At 58.1% G+C, this 13,841-nt stretch carries 10 protein-coding genes; 3 read left to right on the top strand and 7 right to left on the bottom strand.

Annotated features, from left to right (window positions below; all coding sequences use genetic code 11):
• Nucleotides 1-8: 8 nt before the first annotated feature.
• The 4 genes from AC2FIT_RS08560 to AC2FIT_RS08545 all read right to left on the bottom strand — a co-directional run bounded on the left by AC2FIT_RS08560 (nt 9) and on the right by AC2FIT_RS08545 (nt 6,585).
• The gene (locus AC2FIT_RS08560) at nt 9-2,549 is read right to left on the bottom strand and encodes a putative PEP-binding protein (protein ID WP_496828534.1); all 2,541 of its coding nucleotides are present in this window, start codon (nt 2,547-2,549) and stop codon (nt 9-11) included.
• Between the two features lie 64 nt (nt 2,550-2,613).
• Nucleotides 2,614-4,833, bottom strand: a complete 2,220-nt coding sequence (glyS, locus tag AC2FIT_RS08555) for a glycine--tRNA ligase subunit beta (protein ID WP_496828532.1) — start codon at nt 4,831-4,833, stop codon at nt 2,614-2,616.
• A gap of 9 nt (nt 4,834-4,842) precedes the next feature.
• On the bottom strand, nt 4,843-6,057 hold the full coding sequence (gene gltS, locus AC2FIT_RS08550; protein ID WP_496828530.1) for a sodium/glutamate symporter: 1,215 nt from the start codon (nt 6,055-6,057) through the stop codon (nt 4,843-4,845).
• Between the two features lie 6 nt (nt 6,058-6,063).
• Nucleotides 6,064-6,585, bottom strand: coding sequence for a DUF6446 family protein (locus AC2FIT_RS08545; RefSeq protein WP_496828528.1), 522 nt, complete (start codon nt 6,583-6,585; stop codon nt 6,064-6,066).
• A gap of 91 nt (nt 6,586-6,676) precedes the next feature.
• On the opposite strand from AC2FIT_RS08545, the gene AC2FIT_RS08540 reads away from it, so the two are divergent.
• A complete protein-coding gene (locus AC2FIT_RS08540; RefSeq protein WP_496828526.1) occupies nt 6,677-7,309 on the top strand; it encodes a MarC family protein in 633 nt (210 codons plus the stop codon).
• Nucleotides 7,310-7,317: 8 nt separating this feature from the next.
• On the opposite strand, the gene AC2FIT_RS08535 is transcribed toward AC2FIT_RS08540, so the two are convergent.
• Nucleotides 7,318-8,247: a glycine--tRNA ligase subunit alpha gene (locus AC2FIT_RS08535; RefSeq protein WP_496828524.1), complete on the bottom strand. Its 930-nt coding sequence runs from the start codon at nt 8,245-8,247 to the stop codon at nt 7,318-7,320.
• Nucleotides 8,248-8,451: 204 nt separating this feature from the next.
• Here AC2FIT_RS08535 and AC2FIT_RS08530 point away from each other — a divergent pair, with 204 nt between their 5' ends.
• On the top strand, nt 8,452-10,191 hold the full coding sequence (locus AC2FIT_RS08530; protein WP_496828522.1) for a serine protease: 1,740 nt from the start codon (nt 8,452-8,454) through the stop codon (nt 10,189-10,191).
• Nucleotides 10,192-10,235: 44 nt separating this feature from the next.
• Here AC2FIT_RS08530 and AC2FIT_RS08525 read toward each other — a convergent pair whose 3' ends face one another.
• Complete coding sequence (locus tag AC2FIT_RS08525; protein WP_496828520.1) at nt 10,236-11,810, bottom strand: thiamine pyrophosphate-binding protein; 1,575 nt, start codon at nt 11,808-11,810, stop codon at nt 10,236-10,238.
• On the bottom strand, nt 11,810-13,258 hold the full coding sequence (locus AC2FIT_RS08520) for a TrkH family potassium uptake protein (protein WP_496828518.1): 1,449 nt from the start codon (nt 13,256-13,258) through the stop codon (nt 11,810-11,812). The genes AC2FIT_RS08525 and AC2FIT_RS08520 overlap by 1 nt, the downstream gene beginning before the upstream one ends.
• Nucleotides 13,259-13,390: 132 nt before the next feature.
• Between AC2FIT_RS08520 and AC2FIT_RS08515 the strand changes: the two genes are divergently transcribed.
• Entirely contained in the window at nt 13,391-13,786 is a 396-nt protein-coding gene (locus AC2FIT_RS08515; RefSeq protein WP_496828516.1) for a hypothetical protein, read from the top strand.
• The last annotated feature ends 55 nt before the right edge of the window (nt 13,787-13,841 follow it).

Raw genomic sequence — 13,841 nt, 5'->3', positions numbered from 1 at the left:
CCACCCTGTCAACCCCCAAGTCTGGACGAAATCGCCAGTTGAGCGGAAGCCAGCCGAGCGACAGGCACCCTGAACGGCGAACATGACACATAGTCAAACCCCAGTTCGCGGCAAACAGCGATTGATTCGGGGTTTCCGCCGTGTTCACCACATACAGACAGCGTAACTTTCGGCTGGGCCTGCCGTCCACGCTCAGCGCCGAGTTTCAGCAATTCCCCAACCCCGTCCGAGTCAAGCACATGGAACGGGTCTTCGACAAAAACGCCCTGACGAACATAGGCCGACATGAACCGCCCTGCGTCGTCGCGCGACAGACCATAAGTCATTTGGGTCAGGTCGTTGGTGCCGAAACTTAGAAATGCAACCTGCGGTGCAATTTCATTCGCCCGCAAACAGGCGCGCGGCGTTTCGACCATGACGCCAAGGCGATACTCGAACTCTTGACCTTGCTCGCTCTCGACCGCTGCCGCGACCGAGTCGATGCGGGATTTGACCAATTCGACTTCGCGCTTGGCCGACACTAGCGGAATCATCACCTCAGGCACCACGGGCGCGCCGTCCTTGCTGGCCTCAAGCGTGGCTTCAAAGATCGCGCGGGCCTGCATGTCGTAGATTTCGGGCACTGTCACGCCAAGGCGCACACCGCGCAGACCCAACATCGGGTTATATTCGCTCATCTCTGCAACGCGCCGCTCGACGTCAGAGACCGGCAGATCCAATGCCTCGGCCAACTCGCGTTGACCGCTACGTGTGGTCGGCAGGAACTCGTGAAGCGGAGGGTCAAACAGTCGGATACAGACCGGCTGGCCTTCCATAATTCGGAACAGTTGCACAAAATCCTCTCGCTGCATCGGCAAGAGACGCTCCAGCACCGCAGCGCGTCCGGATGAAGTCTGCGCAAAGATCATTTCGCGCATCACGATCAAACGCCCGGGATCAAAAAACATATGCTCGGTTCTGCAAAGACCGATCCCCTGCGCCATAAAGTTCCGCGCTGTCTGCGCATCAGCCGGAGTATCGGCATTGGCCCGGATATCGATGTCGCGCTCTTTGTCGGCCCACCCCATAAGTGTTTGAAAACAATCATCAAGTGCGGCCTCTAACATAGCTGGTTGCCCAGCAAGGACCTGACCCGAAGTTCCGTCAATCGTCAGCGTATCACCTGTTGTAAAGACACGCCCATCCGGTGCAGTCAGCAAGTTCTTTCTGGTCTGGAACCGCATCTCGGACGCGCCGACGATACAAGGCAGCCCCAAACCGCGTCCGATCACGGCAGCATGACTGGTCATGCCGCCTTTTTCAGTCAGAACCGCCACTGCGGCATGCATTCCACGCACATCCTCGGGCGACGTCTCCCGACGCACAAGAACACAGGGTTCGCCCCGCGCGGCACTAGCCTGGGCTTCGGCAGCAGTGAAGACAAGCTTGCCCGTTGCAGCCCCCGGACTGGCGGCAATACCCGTTGTCAAAACGTCCCGGCGCGCCTCTGGGTGGACCTGCCGGTGCAGCATTTCGTTCAGTGAGTGCGGATCGATCCGCATAACCGCCTCTTGCGGTGGAATGATCCCATCTTCAGCCAATCGAACGGCAATTCGCATCGCGGCCCGCGCGCTGCGTTGTACGCGCACACCGTCGAGGATATGCACTTCTCCGTTCTGGATTACGAATTCTACCTGCATTTCCTCGCGCAGCTTGGCGCGCATTAAGGCTGCGTAGGCCTTGAGTTCTGCAAACGCCTCGGGCGCAACCTCTTCCAATGACTTCCCGCGCGGGTCCTTGGCCAGATAAAACGCCGCGACATCAGCCCCCAACGCATCACGGCCCTGACTCTGGCTCAGGTACCGTCCGTTTACCTGCAGAACTCCTGTCGTTGGATCAACAAGTTGCAATACACCCGAACCGCATTCTCCGTTTCCGACGCCGGGAATCATCTCTTGAATGACAAGCCCCAAACCTGCATCCGCTGGTGCCCCTTTGGCCTGACGCAGCAATCGGGCAGATGTGCCGCCCCATGCCCGTGCCATAGACCGCAGAACGGCGATCAGTTGCTCTCCGCGATCCAAAGGGAAGGTTTCGTCGGTTTCATCCTCATAGGCACGCAGGGACATGCGCAGCCCGTCGCGGCCATCTGCGTCGATGTCATCAAAAACGTCAGCATCCAGTCGGGCAACATGAACTGCATAGCTTTGGACAAAGCGCAGATACAGTGCAGCCGCAGCCTCGGACCCTATCGTCTTGGACAGCTCTGAATAGCGCGCGTCATTCATGCCGATATTCAGGATCGCACCCGGCCCGCCCCAATCGGGGTCTTCGGAACTAGGTCGGACACACAGCAGCGTCGTTTCTTCGAACTGATCGAGAATTGCCGTGACGTCGGGTACATAACCCTCTGCAATTCGACGCACGGCGTCAAAGGACAGCGCGACAGTCCGCGGCACCGGTAAATCCAGCCGAACCAAACGTTGCAGACATTTTGCCCGTCCGCCATGCGTGCTGGCGGATACGGGCGCTTGGGTCGTGATCAGAGTGGTATGCGGATTATTCTGCACTGCAGCACCTTTTAGTTAAACTGCAGCATAAGCCCTTGCTCCATTGGCGCAAGGGCGTTCTGGATCAGCCCTCGATCTTGCTGAGGTCCGCCACACTGGAACATACCTGACGGATTTGGCTGAGCAGGTTCAGGCGGTTGCGGCGGAGGATATCGTTGTCGGTGTTCACCTGAACCTCGTCAAAGAACGCATCGACCGGACCGCGCAGCGCAGCCATCGTCGCCATCGCCTTGGGGAAATCTTCGGCCTTCAGGGCGGGCTCGATTTCGCCTTGGGCCTGTTCCAAGGCGGCAAACAGCGCTTTTTCACTGTCCGTTTCGGCAAATTTCACATCCGCACCGTAAGAGTATTCGACCCCGTCCTTTTCCTCGGCCTGCGTCAGGATATTGTTGGCGCGCTTGAACCCCTGCACGAGGTTTTCCCCATCCTCGGTCGCAATCACCGCGTTCAGCGCGCGGGCGCGTTTGACCAGCAGGTTGAGGTCGTCATTCCCCTCCATCGCGATGCAGGCGTCGATAATGTCGTGGCGAATACCCTCGTCGCGGAGGAAGGTTTTCAGACGGTCGTGGAAGAAAGAGAGCAAGTCATCAGATGCATCCGGGACCTTTTTCTCAAGCTCAAGAAAGGCCGCCGCTGGGGAATCATCAAGCTTTTCCTTGACGGTATGGAAGGCAGCGCCAAAAACGCCGTGATCTGCAATTTCTTCCAACAGGTGCTCAACGTTTGATTCTGGCAAAGCATCGTTGATAGCGCTTTCTGCGCGGACCAACTGGCTATCAAAGAAACGATCCAGTCGTAGACGGAGGTCGTTATCAAGGATCAGACGAATAACACCCAGCGCCGCGCGGCGCAGGGCAAATGGGTCTTTGGAACCAGTCGGCTTCTCCTCAATCGCCCAGAAGCCGGTCAACGTGTCCAGTTTGTCGGCAAGTGCCACGGTGACTGACAGCGGTGCGGTCGGTACATCGTCGGACGGCCCCAGCGGCGAGTAATGCTCCTGCGCCACGGCGGCCACGGCGGCGTCTTCACCCGCAGCCTCGATGTAATAGCGGCCCATAAGCCCCTGAAGTTCAGGGAATTCATAGACCATCTCTGAACTCAAATCCGCCTTGGCCAAACGCGCGGCTTTCTCGGTCTGATCGGCATCCGCCCCGGTAACCGGGGCCAGTTCGCGGGCCAGTGCGGCGATACGGTCGATCCGCTCGGCCTGCGTGCCCAGCTTGTTTTGGAAGGTCACACTCTCCAGCGCGCGGGTCCATTGACTGATGTCCGATTTGGCGACGCGCAGGTCGTTCTCCCAGAAGAATTTTGCATCGGCCAGACGCGCCGACAGCACCTTTTGGTTCCCCGCCAGAATGGTCGCACCATTGTCGGCGGTTTCGCGGTTGGCGACGGTGATGAAACGCTCAATCCGGCCAGTTTTCGGACTACGGACCGAAAAGAATTTCTGGTGCTCTTTCATTGAGGTCTGCAACACCTCGGGCGGTAACTCAAGGAATTCGTCGTCGATCTGCCCCATCAGAACGACGGGCCATTCGACGAGACCAGCAACCTCGGCCAGCAGACCTTTGTCCTCCACCACCTCCAAACCGGCAGCAAAAGCCATGTTCTTCGCGTCGTTCCAAATGTGCTCGGCCCGGTCGGCGGGATTCAGCACCACAAAGGCGCGCTTTAGCTTGGCGGCGTAGTCGTCAAACGACGTAACAACAAAACGATCAGGCGCCATGAAACGGTGACCTGCTGTAATATCACCCGCTTTGATCCCTTCGACCTCAAGCGGCACGACCTGCGCGCCCGCTTCGTCGGAGAGGATACAGAGGATCGAATGCAGCGGGCGCACCCAGCGCAACAGGCCACTGCCCCAGCGCATCGACTTGGGCCAAGGGAAATTGCGGATGGTCGCGTCCAGCACTTCGGCCACGATCTCAGCCGCCGGACGGCCGGGTTTTTCGATGGTCGCGAAATAGACGGGACCTTTGGGTGTATCACGCTCTTCCAACTGATCGCGTGTCACACCTGCCCCGCGCAAGAACCCTTCGATGGCCTTGTCGGGTGCGCCAACCTTGGGACCTTTGCGTTCCTCGCGGGTGGTGGGGCTTTCGGCCAGCAGCCCCTCAACCGCCAAGGTCAGGCGGCGCGGCGTCGTCATCGCGGCAGCCCCGGCATAGGTCAAACCAGCCTCGACCAAACCATCGGTGATCCGCTTTTTCAGATCCTCGCCGGCACGGGTCTGCATGCGGGCGGGGATTTCCTCGGAAAACAGTTCGATCAACAGGTCGGGCATTTTCAGTCCTTAGAAATTAACGATCGTCTGGATAACGATTGCATTGGCGATGTCCACAAAGAAGGCGGATACAAGGGGCAGCACAATAAAGGCAATAGGGGACGGGCCATATCGCTTGGTGACTGCGGTCATATTGGCAATCGCGGTCGGAGTCGCGCCCAAGGCAAAGCCACCAAACCCCGCAGACAACACCGCGGCACGGTAATTACTGCCCATCACGGGGAACAGGACCCAGATCACAAAAGCGACGGCAAACAGGGTTTGCGCGCCCATGATAACCACGATGGCAAGACCAAGCTCTGCAATGGTCCAGAGCTGCAAGCTCATCAGCGACATGGCCAGAAACGCGCCCAGCGAGAACTCGGAAATCAGCGCCAGCGAGGGCGTTCGCGAAACCGGCGGCGCGTTTGGCGCAAGTGCAGTCCGGATGTTCGCGATGATGATCCCCATGATCAGACAAGGAACGAACAAAGGCAGCTTTAGCCCGATTGCTTTGATAACTTCGTTCAGCAGATACCCAAAGATGATCGCAAGATTCACGTGCAGCAGAACGCGCATGATCGTCAGGTGATCGATCTTGGTGTCGGCCCCGCCCCCATCATCCGGCAACCCGACAGTATGCTCCTCGTCCGGTCGCTCAGGGGTTAGGTTTTTACCTTCGACCAACAGGCGTGCAATCGGCCCGCCGACCAGCGCGGCAAGTACGAGACCGAGGGTCGCCACGGCCACGCCCAATTCGGTTGCGCCGTCAAGCCCAGTCACCGCACCTACCTCGGGCGCCCAGGCAATGGCTGTCCCGTGCCCACCAATCAATGCGGCCGATCCGAACAGAACACCCGCTTGCGCTGGATATCCAAAAGTAATTGCGCCAACTGCTCCGATGGCATTCTGGGAAACGATTGTGACCAGAGTCAGGATAAGCAGCAGAAACAGCGGTTTGCCGCCCGCTATCAAATCAGACAGCCGGGCGTTCAGGCCGATCCCGGCAAAAAACACGATCAGCAGGAAATCCCTTGAGGCAAGGTCAAAAGTCAGCTCCATTCCCGCCACAAGATAAAGAAACAGCAACGTAAACGACGCCAACAATCCGCCCGTCACGGGTTCAGGAATATTGAACTGACGTAGCACCGTGACCCGAGCGTTGATCTCAGCCCCGATCAGATAGACCGCGATACCAAGCGTGGCGGTTAGAAAACTGGGAACGTGGAGCGCTGCGTCTGTCATATTGCCTCAGTTTTCGGGCCGGGGTGGGCATTCCTCACCCACGACTGTTCCATCATAGGCTTTTTCACCGCAATTGTTCAGCGCGTGCCAGACATAGCCCTTGCCATCATTGGTTAGGACAACGATCCGGTCAACGCCGTAGTGAATATTCTTGGTGCCCATAAAGGCTTGCGCCTGTCCGGATTTCAATGCATCCGCGATGGCCACCGCGTCGTAGCAGTCAAACCACCCCGGCGCGGTCAACGGCTCGGGGTCTTTTACCGGCTGGAAAGCAGACAGGTCCTCGGAGGTCAGGTCAGTCTCAAAACACGCCCGGTATCGGATCGGAGAGCTGTCGGCATCGATGGCCTGAAACGCAGAATACGGGATCGGCTGAGAGTCCTCTGCCCCTTCTGCAAGCAACATGACATCCTCTCCGGGTTTCGCCGCGACATCATAGTAAAACCCATAGACCTGCAGATAATACATGCCCGCACCAGCCGCGAGGGCGGATACAAGCAGAATGATGGCAAGCAGTTTTCCGGTCATCTTCTGAACATCCTGATCACGCAGCCTCTTTCAACTTTTGGATAAATAGGCCAGTTTCCAAATCGATACAGGCTAAACCGAGGTCTTTGCGATGGACACGACCCTTGCCGTTGGGTTCTTTGGCGCGCTGTTTGCAATCATGAACCCGATCACCAACCTGCCCGTTTTCCTGAGTGTCACCGATGGCCTGACCCCCAGCGACCAACGCAAGGTTGCGGCAAAGACGGCCACCTATTGCCTGATCCTCGGCGGAGCATTTGCCGGTATCGGTAGCCAAACGCTGGGCTTGTTCGGGATCAGCGTAGACGATCTGCGGGTCGCAGGCGGATTGGTTGTCTTGATGATCGGCCTGAACATGCTGAGCGGCAACCAAAGCACCTCGCATCACGGGACGGAAGGCGAAAAGCAAGCCTATCCCGAACCGGCCACGGTTGCCTTCTATCCGTTGGCTTTTCCCATTCTGGTTGGCCCCGGCACGATCACGACGCTGATCCTGTATGCGCACCATATCTCCAAACCCATGGATGCAGCGGTCTATGCGGGTGTTTTCCTGATCGTGTTGTCTCTGCTTTTCATAACCTTCTGGAACGCCTCGGCCCTGTCCAAGCGCCTGTCTCAGAATGCCCGCGTCATCATGAGCCGGTTCATGGGCATGATCCTGTCGGCCATCGCGATCGGCATGATTGCCGATGGCCTCAAGGTGCTGTTGCCAGGATTGGCCTAGGCGCGCCATTACACCTCGAACCCGGCGGCTCCGGTCTGTACGAAGGCATCGGCACATTGCTTGGCCAACGCCCGAACCCGCCCGATATAGGCCTGCCGTTCGGTGACCGAGATCACGCCCCGCGCGTCCAGAAGATTGAAGATGTGCGACGCCTTGATGCACTGATCATAGGCGGGATGCGCCATGACGATACGCTTGCCAGTTTTGGGGTCGTCATGTTCCTGCCCTAGAATGGCAGCGCATTCCGCTTCGGCCTCTTCGAAATTGCGCAGCAGCACCTCGGTGTTCGCGACATCGAAGTTCCACCGCGCATATTCTTCTTCGGTCTGCTTGAAAATGTCGCCATAGGTCAGCGGGCTTGGCGACTGAGGATCGTTGAAGGGCATGTCCATCACGTGATCAATGCCCAGCACATACATCGCCAAACGTTCAAGACCATAGGTCAGTTCACCGGAAACGGGCGTACAGTCGTGGCCGCCGACCTGCTGGAAATAGGTGAACTGGCTGACTTCCATACCATCGCACCAGACCTCCCAGCCTAGCCCCCAGGCGCCAAGGGTCGGGCTTTCCCAGTCATCTTCGACAAATCGGATGTCATGCAGATCCATATCGATTCCGATGGCTTCCAGACTGCCCAAGTACAGCTCTTGCAGATCCGGGGGGCTGGGCTTGATCAGCACCTGATACTGGTAATAGTGCTGCAACCGGTTCGGGTTTTCGCCGTACCGCCCGTCAGTTGGTCGACGAGAGGGCTGCACATAAGCGGCGGCCCAAGGCTTTGACCCCAACGCGCGCAGCGTGGTCGCCGGGTGAAACGTGCCTGCGCCGACCTCCATGTCATACGGCTGCAGAATGGCGCATCCCTTCGACGCCCAATAGGTCTGCAATCGAAGGATTATTTCCTGAAATGAACGTGGTGCGCTGGACTGTTCGGTCATGACATTCCCTTTGGACGCGTCTGCGCCCGGTTCAGGTGGGTTTTGTCCTTCCTATGCAAGGGGCCAAGGAGCGTCAACGGGCCAATGCGGTCCGCTGTCACTGCGCCGCCACACTGGAAATTCCCCGTATTCCGGGCATGGCGTTCCCCCCTTCAAATCGCGTAGTCTGGGGAAAAGATAAAACACTGCGGACACAGGCAGACAATGACACGCATCATCACGGCACTTCTGTTTCTAATTCTCTTCAGCATCCGCACAGTTTCGGCGCAACAGGACGCAGGGGTCTGGGTTCAGGTCGAAGCCCACCCCTCGCTGCGCGAGGCACAGGAACGCGCGCAAGCATACGCGAACGTTTTGCCAGACGTGAACGGATTCCGCCTGAACTCTGGCTGGTATGCCATTGTTATCGGTCCATATTTACGAAGCGACGCCGATCAGGTTCTGCGGGTGTACCGGGCCGAAGGTCAGATCCCCGCAGACAGCTACATTACCTTTACAAGCGCGATGGGTCAGCAGTTTTGGCCAATCGGGGCGAATATTCTGAACCGTGGCGTGGTCACGCCGCCCATTGAACAGACCCCACAGCCCGATCTAACCGTTTCGGGCCTTAGCCCAAAACCGACAGATGAAACCCGTTCGCAAGCCTTGCAGTCTGAACGTCTGTTGACCGCGCAAGAGCGAATGGATTTACAGACTGCCCTTCAAGCGGCTGGGTTTTACAACGCGACCATAGACGGGGCGTACGGTCAGGGAACGCGTCGTTCGATGGGTGACTGGCAACGGTTTAATGGGTATGAGGCGACCGGCGTATTGACCAGTGCCCAGCGCAAAGCGCTGATGGACGACTATAACGCTCCATTAATCAGCGTTGGAATGCAGCGATATTCGGATCCGCAGGCGGGCATAGACCTCGACTTGCCGTTGGGCATTCTGGCCTTCGACCGCTATGAGGCACCTTTTGCGCATTTCAAAAGCACGTCCGATCTGGGTGCGACGGCCCTGCTGATCAGCCAGGAAGGTGATAGGGCTACCCTAAGGGCGCTGTACGAGGTCATGCAATCGCTCAAGATTGTTCCTTTGAATGGCCCACGAGAGCTGCGCGGCGACCAATTTACCCTTGAGGGTCGTGGCAACGACATCGTGTCATACACCCAAGCAACCCTGAAGGACGGCCAAATCAAAGGCTTTACACTGGTCTGGCCCGAAGGTGACGAAGCTCGTCGCGCAAGAGTTCTGGCTGCGATCAAAGCCAGCTTTTCGACAAACGGAGCGGTACTTGATTCAGGTGCCGGCGCGAATGCTGATCAACGCATAGACCTTGTTTCGGGCCTGCAAATCCGCACACCCCGCCTGTCGCGGTCGGGGTTCTTTACGGATGCAAATGGCACGATCCTGACTGTGTCTGAGGCCACGGACAGTTGCACTCGGATCACCCTTAACGACGATCAAGAGGTTCAGGTTGCCTGGGCCGACGCTGATTTAGGTGTTGCCGTATTGCGCCCGCGTCGCACCTTGGCACCCATCAACATCGCAGAGTTCAGCGCGGATCGACCGCGCATTCAATCCGAGGTCGCGGTGTCAGGCTTTTCGTACGAAGGCGCGCTGGGTGCGCCGACACTGACCTATGGCCAGATCACGGACGTGCGCGGTTTGAACGGAGAGGACGGTGTGAAGCGTCTGGCTTTGGCTGCCCAACCGGGCGACGCGGGTGGGCCGGTCTTTGATGACGCGGGACAAGTTGTCGGCATGCTTCTACCAACCCCGTCAGATGGACGCACGTTGCCCGCCTCGGTCAGCCTTGCGGCCACTGCTGAGCGGTTGAACAAGGTCCTTGAACAGGCTGGGGTGTCAGGTCAACCTGGTCAGGCCAGCGCGGGAATCTCACCAAATGAACTAAGCCGCAGAGCCAATGGAATGACTGTTCTTGTACATTGCTGGGACTAAGGCGCTTGGCTCAGAAACGCCGCCCTACGGGGCGGCTTTCCTGATTAGACGATATCCGGTGTCACCCGGATCAGTGTTGGCACTGGCGCATCAAAGGCCGCGCGCACAGCGGCCTGCATCTCTTCCAAGTTTGACGGCGCGGCAGACAAGGCGCCAAAAGCCTCGGCCAACTTGCAGAAATCGGGGTTTCGCGCGACCACCGCGTTCGGCGCTATCTGACCGCGTACCATGCTGTCTTCGATTTCTTTCAGTTTACCGTTATCCCAAAGAATAACGGGCAGCGACAGGCCAAGCTCGACTGCGACACCCAGCTCCATCATCGTGTAATGAAACCCGTAGTCGCCTGCTATGGCGACCGTCGGCCTTCCCCAGCGTGCGACTGCGCCACCAATTGCGGCGGGCAAAGCATATCCCAGCGTGCCAAACCCGGTCGGGTGGTGCCAGTGATAGGGATAGGCCATATCCCAGACCTCTTTCGCGACATAGGCGATTTGGGTCATGTCTGAATAAATCATCGTATCCGCTGGCATAGCATCGCGCAAAGCGTCAAGCACCGGTACAATCCCTGGACGCTCGGCATCTACTTCAGCCTTCCAACGGGAGCGTGCCTGGCTCACTTCTGCGGGCGTCCAGCCTGTGGCGGGTTTCACGCTGTCAATCGCGGCCCATAACGCCTTGGCAAAGCTTTCACCATCCGCTTGCAGCTTGATGCCCGCGCGGTGGTGGTCCCCCAGAACTCTTGGATCAAGATCGACCCGAACCAGTTGGGTGCCGTGACCGAGCGTATCGCGCCACAGATCAACCTCACCCAGCTCCGCCCCCACCGCGACGACAAGATCGGTAGACCCGATCACCTCGGCACTTGCGGGACGCGGCAGCGTGGCGCCAAAGTCCAGCTCGTAGCCCAGCCCCACCAAGCCCCGCCCAGCATAGGTTGTAAAACACGCCGCGCCCAATTCTGTCAGAATCTGCCGCCAGAGGTTGGACCTTGCGCCACCACCCAAAATGAACAGAGGTCTGCGCGCGATATTCAGCAAAGATACCACCGGCGCGACATCGGGCGGCAATACCTTAGTTCGCAATGCGGGCTGGTTGGGAAACGGCGCCGGATCAGCGTCGGCCTCAAGCTGAGAGATCGGCACCTGGACATGCTTTGGACGCGGGCGGGACAGTTCGAACTCTTCAAATGCGCGTTCGATCAGACCATAGGCCGCCTGTGCGGTGTTTGCCTGACATGACCAGTCCGCCACTGTATCAGCAGCCCCGCGTTGATCCTTCATCTGATGAAGCTGCCCGTGCACGGCTTGCGTTTCATCCAAACAGGACGACACCACCAGCATCGGCACCGAGTCCGAATAGGCTTGCCCCATCGGCGTCATGATATTGCACAGGCCAGGCCCGGTGATCACATAGGCCACCCCCGGCTTGCCGGTCGCCCGGGCATAGCCGTCCGCCATGAACCCTGCACCCTGCTCATGCCTAGTCAGAACATGAGTAAGGCCCGCCTCTTCGATACCTCGATACAGTTCCTGATTGTGCACGCCAGGGATGCCGAAAATCACATCAACGCCCCGATCCTTCAGCATGTGCGAAATCTGGGCACCCAAGGGTCTTTTCATTAGTCTCTCCAGAATTGGACGGTGAACAATGCGTAGACAGCCAGCAGTTCAAGCCGCCCAACCAGCATGCCGATAGACAGCAGCCACTTTGCGGTATCGTTCAGCCCGGCAAAGTTGCCCGCCGGACCGATTTGATCGCCCAACCCCGGCCCTACATTCGCCAGCGCAGTTGCAGCACCCGAAACCGACGTGATGAAATCCAGCCCGGTCAGCGCCAGCGCCCAGGCCAGCACGCCCAACGACAGCACGAAGAACATAAAAAAACTCATGACCGAGGTCAGAACATCCGGCCCGATCGTGCGTCCGCTATACCGCGGAGCAAAGACGCCGTGTGGCGAGCGGATGCGGCGGATCTGGGTTTTGATCGACGCAAACAGCAATTGATACCGGAATATCTTAATCGAGCAGGCAGTCGAGCCCGCGCAGCCTCCGATCAAACCGATCAGAAAGAACAGCATCACCGGAAAGTTGCCCCATCCCATGTAATCGACACTGGCATAGCCGGTGCCCGAGATGATCGAGGTGATGTTGAACAGGGATTCCCGGAATGCTTGTTCCCAACCGCGTGGAAAGACCGATATCAGGAACACGGCCATTATCAGAACCAACACCAAGATCGTGACCAGAAAGGTCCGTATCTGACTGTCCTGCCACAAGGAATTCGTATTGCCGTTTGCAAACTGCACGTAGCGCACGAAAGGCAACGCCGCCAGTACCATAAAGACCGATGCCGCATATTCGGTCGGTCCGGAGAACTGTGCGAAGGAAGAGTCATAATTCGAGAATCCTCCAGTCGCGATGGTTGTCATTGCATGCACGACAGAGTCGAAAAACCCCATTCCAAGACCGGCGTAAACCAGAGCACAAACAACGGTTAGGAAAACGTAAATAAGGGAAATCTGACCTGCAATCTCCTGCGCGCGCGGCAGGATTTTACCCATGGTCTCAAACCCTTCCGAACGGAAGATTTGCATCCCTCCGACCCGTAGCTCGGGCAAGAATACCATGGCAACCACGATAATGCCGATACCGCCCAGCCATTGCAGAATGCCGCGCCACAACAACAGACCCTGCGGCAGATCATCGAGGCTGGAAATGACGGTTGAGCCGGTGGTGGTCAGCCCTGACATCGCCTCGAAATACGCGTCGACAAAGCGCAGCTCGGTTTCACCGAACAGAAATGGAATGGCGCCAAAAAACGGAAGCGCAACCCAGACACCAGTGGTCAGCAAAAAGGTCTGACGGATCGTCAGACCTTCACCTACCCCGTTCGAACAACTGATAGACAGCACCACCCCGGCCAGAATGGTGATGACCCCACTTTCAAAAAACACATGCCATTCGCCGCGCCCTTCGATCAGGTCTGCAAGCATGGGCAGCATCATGGTCGCCCCAAGTATGGCGACCAACAGGCCAATTACATATCCAACCGGGCGCATATCCGTCATGAGGCGCAGCGTTGGCGCGCCTGCACGACCGAGTCAAGCGGATGTCCCGTTTAGCTGTCAGTTTTGCTGACAGGTGTGGGCATAGCGGGCGGCATCGAGGGTGCACGAGTCTTGCGCACAGGTTCCGAGGGTTTGGCTTCTGCCACCGCTAAAGCCGCCGTTTTCGAGGTTGTGGCGTTAACGGCTGCTCTACTCTCGGACGGTGCCACAGCAGACTTGGACACCTCGATATTGGTCGCCTTAGGCTTGGTGACCACAGGTTTTTCGCTGATTTTGGACGTTTCAGCCTTTGTTTCGATTACCGACTCGACTGGTTTCGTTTCCGCTTTCTGGGCGGGCCTTGCCTCAACGGGCTTCGGTGCGGCCTTCGGCGTCACCGCCTTGGCGACAGGCTTCGGCGCGGCAGGCTTGGCTGCTTGCGCTTTCGGGGCGGATTTGGGCTTTGCGGTTTGCGTTGCTGCCTTCGGCGTTGCGGGCTTGGCAGCCGGTTTTGCAGCAGGCTTCGCAACAGCGGGTTTAGCAGCCTGAGTCTTCGGTGCAGCCTTGGGCTGGGCTTGCCGCGTCGCTACCTTGGGAGTTGCGG

It is taken from the genome of Ruegeria sp. YTSA135 (genome assembly GCF_059610165.1).
This window is presented reverse-complemented; position numbering and strand designations above follow the sequence as displayed.